8 protein-coding genes and 2 pseudogenes are annotated in these 8,827 nt (G+C 34.8%); 7 read left to right on the top strand and 3 right to left on the bottom strand.

What is annotated here, in order from left to right; genetic code table 11:
- Positions 1–887: 887 nt before the first annotated feature.
- Both ACFVSH_RS19475 and ACFVSH_RS19470 read right to left on the bottom strand, forming a co-directional pair.
- Positions 888–1,649: pseudogene (locus tag ACFVSH_RS19475) on the bottom strand (COG4705 family protein); the annotation flags it as partial.
- A gap of 405 nt (positions 1,650–2,054) precedes the next feature.
- On the bottom strand, positions 2,055–2,666 hold the full coding sequence (locus ACFVSH_RS19470; protein WP_387707394.1) for an undecaprenyl-diphosphatase: 612 nt from the start codon (positions 2,664–2,666) through the stop codon (positions 2,055–2,057).
- Positions 2,667–2,884: 218 nt separating this feature from the next.
- Between ACFVSH_RS19470 and ACFVSH_RS19465 the strand changes: the two genes are divergently transcribed.
- The 5 genes from ACFVSH_RS19465 to ACFVSH_RS19445 all read left to right on the top strand — a co-directional run bounded on the left by ACFVSH_RS19465 (position 2,885) and on the right by ACFVSH_RS19445 (position 5,389).
- Positions 2,885–3,133, top strand: a complete 249-nt coding sequence (locus tag ACFVSH_RS19465) for a DUF5412 family protein (RefSeq protein WP_387707392.1) — start codon at positions 2,885–2,887, stop codon at positions 3,131–3,133.
- 94 nt (positions 3,134–3,227) lie between these two features.
- Positions 3,228–3,692, top strand: a complete 465-nt coding sequence (locus ACFVSH_RS19460; protein ID WP_387707390.1) for a hypothetical protein — start codon at positions 3,228–3,230, stop codon at positions 3,690–3,692.
- Positions 3,693–3,848: 156 nt separating this feature from the next.
- Entirely contained in the window at positions 3,849–4,313 is a 465-nt protein-coding gene (locus ACFVSH_RS19455; RefSeq protein ID WP_387707388.1) for a hypothetical protein, read from the top strand.
- A gap of 106 nt (positions 4,314–4,419) precedes the next feature.
- Complete coding sequence (locus ACFVSH_RS19450) at positions 4,420–4,830, top strand: hypothetical protein (RefSeq protein ID WP_387707386.1); 411 nt, start codon at positions 4,420–4,422, stop codon at positions 4,828–4,830.
- 148 nt (positions 4,831–4,978) lie between these two features.
- On the top strand, positions 4,979–5,389 hold the full coding sequence (locus ACFVSH_RS19445) for an SMI1/KNR4 family protein (protein ID WP_387707384.1): 411 nt from the start codon (positions 4,979–4,981) through the stop codon (positions 5,387–5,389).
- Between the two features lie 179 nt (positions 5,390–5,568).
- Here ACFVSH_RS19445 and ACFVSH_RS19440 read toward each other — a convergent pair.
- A pseudogene (locus tag ACFVSH_RS19440) lies at positions 5,569–6,814 on the bottom strand (MFS transporter).
- Positions 6,815–7,009: 195 nt separating this feature from the next.
- Between ACFVSH_RS19440 and ACFVSH_RS19435 the strand changes: the two are divergent.
- The gene (locus ACFVSH_RS19435; protein ID WP_387602707.1) at positions 7,010–7,861 is read left to right on the top strand and encodes a LysR family transcriptional regulator; all 852 of its coding nucleotides are present in this window, start codon (positions 7,010–7,012) and stop codon (positions 7,859–7,861) included.
- Between the two features lie 138 nt (positions 7,862–7,999).
- Entirely contained in the window at positions 8,000–8,509 is a 510-nt protein-coding gene (locus tag ACFVSH_RS19430) for a MepB family protein (protein ID WP_387707382.1), read from the top strand.
- The last annotated feature ends 318 nt before the right edge of the window (positions 8,510–8,827 follow it).

Below are 8,827 nucleotides of genomic sequence, written 5' to 3'. Positions count from 1 at the left end.
AACTAACGGGTGCGTTAGCTGAAGATCAGAGCTGTCTTTAAGGCAGCTTTTTCTTATGGCACTAACGGGGCAGGTTAGTTTAATAAGGGTTCCATTTAAAAAGGAACCGCGATTGGCGATTCCTAAGATTATTATTTATTTGCTGCGTTTATGGTACTAAGTGAATTGTTAAGTGCTGTTTTACACTTGTTTACATCAGGACTTGATGAACGAACTGCTGCTAATGCAACATCAATTGTTCCATCAATTTTCGTCCATGTAGCGCCATCGATTTTTCGGAGATTTGGTTCCTGTGTGTCCCATTGATGTTCTAATTCATCTGCCCTCTTTTTCGCTGAAGCAAAGTCATTTTTGTTTACAGCGTTTAGTATATCTTTTTCAATTTTTGTAAAATCGTTTAACTGTCCAGATAATGTAGTTTGTGAGGCACCAGATTTTGATGTTGATTTATTTGCACCTTTTAAGACACTAAGTGAATTAGTAAGTGCTGTTTTGCTTTGATTAATATCAGGTTTTGAAGAACGAACCGCTGCTAGCACAGAGTCAATTGTTCCATCAATTTTTGTCCATGTAGTGCTATCAATTTTTCGAAGCTTAGGTTCTTGTGTATCCCACTGATGTTCCAAATTATCAGCGCCTTTTTTTGCTGAAGCAAAGTCGTTTTTATTTACAGCGTTTAGCATATCATTTTCAATTTTAACAAAATCATTTAATTGACCCGCTAATGTAGCTTGCTCTGAAGCACCTTGTGATGCAATATTATTACTGCGCCAGTTATAACCACCTATACCAACAATTAAGAAAATTACGAGTACAACAATCGTTTGTGTTAGCACATGTTTCTTATTTGCATTACTTTGGTTTGTTTCCGCTATATCACTTTTAGCATTTGTATCAATTTTTGAAACGGCAAGGAAAACGATGATTGCTAAAATAGCGATAAGAAAAATCACACTCGTAACGGTTGTCCCGAGTCCTAATCCGCCATTTACTTTTGGTTGAGATAGGTAATCTCCAATTGACGCTCCAAGCGGACGAGTTAAAATATAAGCAATCCAGAAAGCTAATACTCCGTCAAGTTTCAAAAATTTATAAGCTAAGAACACAAGAGCAATAATAATAACAACGCCTATTCCTGTGTTAAGATAACCAAAACCAAGTTGTTCGGAATATAAATCGCCGACCGCTGTTCCAAGTGCAAAGGTGAAAAGGACCGTAAGCCAGTAGAAAACTTCTCTTTTTTTAGTAAAAATCGAGTGGATCGATAGTGTTTTTTCACTAAGATACCAAAATAGAAAAGTCAGTCCCAGTAACACCGAGAATACAGCTGTACTAACCTCAAGTGGTACGCCCATATTATCTGTCAAATAATCCGTTACAAGTGTTCCAAATACGCTTATAAGAACAACTGTTACCCAGTAAATGGCTGGAACATATTTGTTTGCTTTAAATTGAAAAAACAATGCAATAAAAAACGCAACTCCCATAATAATGGTAGTAAGAGTTAAACCAAGTCCAATGTTGAAATTGATGTAATCAGCAAATGTTTCACCAACAGTAGTACACAAAACTTTGATGATCCAAAAGAAAATCGTCACTTGTGGCACTTTGTTAAGTAGAATTTTCATTTTATGTTGGTTTTCTTGCATATATAATTTCCTTTCTTTAAAGTGGTTTCCCACAACTTAATTTTATTTCTCTCTCTAAATAAGGATGCCCATCCAAATCCAAGTTAATCATTAAGGAAGTCTGGGGCTGTTTCTCCCACAGTGGTTGCCATAATCTTGACGATTCCAAAAAATATGGTGAGTTGTGATTCTTTGCTTATCATTTACAGACCTGAAGGTTGGACCATTTCAGTTTGTTCAGAAAATGCTAAGTTTTCTTTAATGGAACTCATCTCCTTTTTGGAAGTGGTCATTGTTACAAAGCAATCTCCATCTCTGACAAAAATAGAAAATACAACATTTCCCCATAATAAGAAAAAGTCTGTTTATCAATTAACCATAGGATTTCAACTCTTATTACAGCCGATTTTCCATTAGAAAAAATCCTTATCTTTCTTGACTTAGGTCTTTATGGCTGTACTTAGCAAGGAAAGGGATGTGTTTCGTTACTCTGTCATACATGTAGAACACTACTTGTACCAAAGGCTCCAATTTTTTGGAAGACTGCATAACGAATATGCTTGCCCCGTATGAAATAAGGACGCCACCAATCACGTCTGCAGGATAATGGACTCCGACGAATATACGCGAAATGCCAACAATAATAGCCCATACTAATACGGGATATTTCCACGAGTCGTTTCGTAGCACCATCGTACATGCTATGGAGAATACTAATACCGAGTGATCACTTACAAACGAAGAGTCAGCAGGATGCAGTATTAACTGATGAACATGGTGTGCCTCGAATGGACGTGGATGATAGTAGACAAGGTGAAGGATTGCGTTTATGAACAATCCAAGTAAGCAAGAAAAAACAGCGTATATAGCTGTGTACTGTTTTTCCGCTCGTTTTTCTTTGTTTTCAATAAACCATAGGAACAACATAAGTGCGATTACCACATAAGGAACGCTATTAGTGATGAATATCATTCCTCTATCTAGATAAGAGAAATGGCCGGACCAACCGTTAATCCATTGAAATATTTCATAGTTCATATTGTTCATCTCCTTGCTTATTTGGTTTTGGTTTCTCATTTAAAATCAAGTTGACCAGAAACAGCATTCTAAGTGTATCGAAGGAACCTGAACATCCTATGAAAATTACGTTAAAAATAAATTAAAAAAGAAAAATAAATGGGAGTTTAGTGCTATAGTCTTTTAAAAATGAAGGCAAAAACAAATAGTAAGCTATTGCATGTGCAAAGCGACTTTTGATGTATTTTGGAAGCGACGGTTCCCCAGATGAAACTTATACGCTTAAAGCTTATGTTTCATCTGGAGGAGCAACAACAGATTTCAGTGTTCTTATAAATTTTAATAAAGAGAAAAGAAAACCAAAGAATATTTATTGGAACTATCATGAAGAAAAAGCAAATATAAAATGGGTTGATAATGATACCGTAATAATTAATGGTCACCAATTAGAAGTCCCAAGTGAAACTTATGATTTCAGAAGGGAGTAGAAGAAAATTATAAATCAACTAACGGGGCAGGTTAGTTCAACAAGGAATTTTAAAATGTTTACCGAATAAAGGGGTAGCTGGAGATTTCAAAGAAGTGGGTGTCGAAATGCTGCAACAGATTAAAATAGAGAATTGGTTATTAGAAGTTGATATTGATAAGACCCGAGAATTTTATAACAAAGGTATAGAGGTATGTAGTTGTCTATACTGCAACAATTTTGTGGAATCCTGTAAATATTTAGATACTTCCGTAGCAAATGTATTCAGTAGACTAGGAATTAATCCTGCTAAACCAGGACATCTCTCTGATTATCCTACAAATGAATGCGGAATACGTTCATACATAGGTATTTATCATTTAGTTGGTAGAGTGTTAGAAGGAGAATTGTGTACAATGTCTACTTGGAATGATACTAATACAGTTCGTATAAAGAACTTCACAATAGGTTTTTCTTACGACCTGGAGTTTGTGCCAGAATGCTCCCCTAATCCTGTCGTGCAGTTGGACTTTGGGGCTGATATCTCTTGGGTACTTGATGAAAAGCCAGATGAACGTTAAGTAAAAAGGGAGTCATTTTTAACTAACAGGTGCGTTAGGTGAAGATCAAAGCTGTCTTTAAGGTAGCCTTATCTTTATGCAACTATCGGGGCAGGATAGTTCCATAAGGAATGCTAATATTAGACCTAACGAGGAACTTATTTTAAGGAGGAAAACATGAGCTTGGAGCATGAGTTTTACCTTATATCTAAGACAACTGATATAAATGATTTTTGGATGTATAGAGAAAGAAATAACAGTTTCATTGACAGTGTTGTCATACATGATGACTTGATTCAATACATTATGGACTCATTAGAATGGATTCCAAGTAAAAACCCATCATTACTAGGAACTCCTAATGGTCGAGGTATTAACTATCATGGAGTAACCCTTTTTGATAAGCAGTCTTCTGAAACTTTAATAAGTATTTTTGCGTCATGGAAAAGTCTATTTAAAAATGCACCTGTTAAATTTGAACTCACTGGAGAATTCGTTTATGGCGAAGCTGGCAATCAGAAGGGGGACTATGAAAAACTAGTCTTCAACCGAGATGAAGTGATTACACAATTTGAAAAGATAATTTCAATGTCAGAAACTTTAGCTAAAGGTGAATTTTATCTGTACCATTGTGGCATATAAAGATTGTTTAAAACCGTTAATGAACTAACGGGTGCTTTAGCTGAAGATCGGAGCTGTCTTACGGGGCAGAATAGTTTAAAAAGGATTATCAAAGGAGTCGGTAAGAATGAGTTTAGCTTCCTACATTGGCTGTAATATAGAATTACCAATTAACGATGATGAATATTCAGATGATTCTTTTTACATTGGAAGATGTTTTGCAGGAGATAGCGAACTGCAAAATGTAAAAAAATATCAGTTTACTAACCCTTATGTTTACGAGGTATCAAGTCATTGGGGAATTGAGATTTCGGAATATATGAATCAAGAAACCTGTGCTGAATCAAAAGTAAAACTGTTAGAACTTTGTAAAAGAATGGGAAGCTATCTTGAAAAAGGGGATTATTTTGAACTGTATAGCTGTTGGATTGGAGATGAAACTGATAAGCGAGAGGGTGAGATAACTCTCCAAATCAATAACTTTGATATTGACCAGATTGAAATACCAGAAAAAACGTTAGTGAGATTTGAAAAATAAAGGCTTCTGTGCTTTAGCTGAAGAGCGGAGCTGTCTTTAAGGCAGCTTTTTCTTGTGGAACTAAAGGGGCAGGATGGCTGAAGAAGGTTTTTGAAGAAAAATCAAGAAGTTTTATGTAAAAGAATATGAAGGGAATGGTACGTATTAAATGAATGATGTAATCGATTTGATTGACGCAAGAAAACCTGGAGTTACGGATTTCGATATAAAATCAGCAGAAGAACAATTAGGAATTGTTTTTCCCAAACAATACAAAGAACTTTTTAAACTATCTAACAATGCTCAGATTGATGAATGGACTCTGTTTCCTATTAAAGACTCCAAAAACTTGAAGAGAACCTGGGATGATATTGTAAGACAAAATCAAGATGTGAGAGATGAAGGAATGGCAGATGACCTAATATCTATTGGTGAAGATGGTACAGGGGACAAATTATGTTTTCGGATTGTTGATACGGTAATGGATGGTAAAATTTATATTTGGTATCACGAAACCGAAGAATTAGAAGAATTAGCTTCTAACTTAAAAGAATTTATTGTATCGAATTCTGAATTTTAAGATGAGATTGATGAGGATGAATAAATAATAAGCTAATCTTGTAGAACTAACGGGTGCTTTAGTTGATTAAGGAACACAATAAATGATCGATCATTTTTATAAAAGAATAATCCAATTTAATAGTAGTATAAGGGCATGTTTTGATTCATCTTTTTTCAAAACATGCCCTTTCTATTTATTCATTTATCAAGGTTATTTGTATTAATTTGATCAAATTTTGTGGTGATCCTATGATCCATTCTTTTTTTTATTTTTGCTCTGTATAAATTAATCGCTCCTAAAGCTACAGATATTCCGGCCCAATATAGGGCTTGTTGATAACTGTTCAATAGATTAACGACTAATCCGAATAAAGAGGGTGCTATGACAATGAATAATTGATTTAATGTCAATGCTGAACTCACCGTTAAACCTATAAAACGTGAATCCGATTGTTCTGTGATACAAGCAATAAAAATGGAATACCAACCAATGGCTACAAAACCCAAAAGAAAACAAAATAATAGCATCAATATTTCCATTTCAACAGTCATGATGAGTGGCAGCATCACTGTAAGAATTACGGTAACAGCCATCACAATAAGCAATAATCTTTCCCTTATACCTTCAAAGAATTGATCACTCGCCCATGCGATGACTACCCGTCCAACCATACCACCTATTAAAACGACGCTTAAATATTTTCCTGCCTCTGTTAATGAATAGCTCCCTTCGTTATGCAAATAACTCATAAAATGTGCAATGATAATCATCTGTAATGACATCATCACAACACCCACTATATACATCGGATATAACTCCTTATTATTTTTGATGACATTCATTTTCTCCTTGAACCCGACCGAGGTCGCTCTCGTTCCACTCGTTCTTTCTGGTTCGTTATATAATAATAAGAAGATCAGCCCTCCCATTATTGCTACGATCCCTTGTACTACATGGACTGATGACAAATTGAAATGATAATATGTATAGGATAAAACTGCAGAGGCAAGAGATCCTCCAATCGGTATTCCCGTCTGTCTTATCCCTAGAGCCAGACCTCTATGTTCGTTTGGAAACCATTTTACGATGGCCGTGCTTCCACCGGTTTGAGCACTTCCGTACCATATACCGACCAACAATAATAAAAGTAGCAATACAATATAATCATTAACAAAAACAAGCGTTAAAGCTGAGAGGCCCAATAAAATGGTCCCCCACCCGATAATGTGTTTTTCCCCTTTTTTATCCATCAAGTAACCGAACGCCAGCATTGAAAACATCGGACCAATATTGACCGCTGAAACAATGAAGCCTGTTTGAAGTGGTGTTAAATTCCATTCAATTTGATAAAATGCAGCGATGGGTCCCATATGTCACAAAGGTTGCTGCAGTTTGTGATAACGTGGCCACCAATACGATTAACCATTTATAATATGTATGCATTAAGAAATTCTCCCCCTATGCTTGATGTATCATTCAATAATAATTCGTTGGGATAAATTCTTACTTATAGCTTCTAGCATTATCTAGTCCCCCTTACTTATTAAGCTAACTAGAGTTTACTCTGACTTCCCAGAAGCGTAAAATGGAGGAAAATGATAGGGTTCATAAATTTTTTTTATAGGGTGTGCCAACTATATGAACATCAAAGAAATAGCATTGAAAATTGAAATATTAAACCGTCAAAATTTAAGTAAGTCTGCAGAAATCACGAACTATACTCAATCCGCCCTTACGGCTAAAGTGAAAAAAATAGAGTCGGAAATTGGAAAACTTGTTTTTAAACGCACGCCCCAAGGATTGAAAATCACTAGCGTAGGAATACAATATAAAAACTATCTTCAACTTATTTCACAAGAGTACGAAGAATTTTTACAAAACATTGGTGCCATTCAAACTAACTCTAAAGTGGATTTTGGCACATCACATACAACCTTGAAAATCTATGGTGCCCATATCGCGAATACTTTGAATAAGAACGACATTCAAATGGATGTGGATTTCGCCGTAGATTCCAGTAATGCCATAAACCAAAAAGTGCACAATTCCGAATTAGATTGTGCACTCATTAGTGAACCTATTAAGAAATATCCCGACTTAACTTATGACATCGTTGCAACTGAAACATTCGAGGTCATTTCAAGTAAGGACCATATCATCAATTTTGATTGGGAAACACCTATTACATTGCTCGTATTGAGTATAGGTTGTATGTATACAAGAGCTGTGACCGAATGGCTTATGAATAATCAAATACCATATAAATTAAAGGAAATAAAATCAATCAGTAGTATCCAAGATTTTTTGCAAATCAGCAATACCATTGCAGTATTGAATACTAAGCTTATAGATTTATATAACTATACAAACATTCACTATTACAAATTAAGCTTTAACAATGTCATTAATACCGTTTTTGTTTATAAGATGAACGACGGCGAACAGAACAATATCGTACAATTAAAAAATGTTCTGAAGACGATTGGTTAATTATAAAAAGGGTTTTATCTTTAGAGTTGCTTTGGTGGCTCTTTTTTTATGTAACTATCGGGGCAGGATAGTTGAAGAGTACTGTTTGATCTTTATTCAATAATTGGGCCATTTTGTTTGAAATTTAGGAGTGAAGAAATGAATAATTTTCTTACAGCATTAACTTATGTAAATAAAATGATTTATAAGTCGAATCACTTAACTGTAAAGTCAGTTCAAGAAGAGAAACAAAATTCTAAGTATGGTGCTGGTACATTTCAATTATCTTCTAAAACAGTCCGATTCAGAGTTGCGAATATAACCCCTACCAAAGTAGGGCAGTTTGTTGCATTTTGGGAAAAAGACGAAAATAATAAAAATCAACCCTACTTATATGAGGAAGCCCCTGATTTATTAGTTATAACTACCTTTAAAAATGAAAATGAGTTTGGTCAATTTATTTTCCCAAAAGAAATTCTTTTAAAACAGAACATTCTTAGGTCTACTTCAACAAAGGGCAAAATGGCAATAAGAGTTTATCCTAGCTGGGATAGTCCGAGTAGTAATCAAGCGATGAAAACTCAAAAATGGCAGTTACCCTATTTTGTTGACATGTGTAATCCGGATAAATTACCCTTAGAAAAAATATTAGAACTCTATTCTTTTTAATCCTCTGTAATCGGGCGCGCTTCTTGAAGAATTTTCGCTTTTCTTAATGAACTAACTGGTGCGTTAGCTGAAGATCAGAGCTGTCTTTAAGGCAGCTCTTTCTTTATGCAACTAAAGGGGCAGGGCAGTTCAACAAGCATAGTGTCTTCGTCTGTGAGGATTATTTCTAAAAAAGTTTTTTAATGGTAAAATTAGTTAGGGGTGATTTTGTTGAATAGAAATAAAAGTTTTAAATTTAATTTTATAGTTTCTTTAACTTTTCTCATTTTAGGTTTTATTTTTATAAATATCTTTACCAATATAGTACCTACCATTATT

Origin of the sequence: Peribacillus sp. NPDC058002 (assembly GCF_042886655.1) — a bacterium.
GTDB lineage: Bacteria > Bacillota > Bacilli > Bacillales > DSM-1321 > Peribacillus > Peribacillus aracenensis.
Note: the sequence above shows the minus strand (reverse complement) of the source record. Positions and strands in the feature narration are given on the sequence as shown.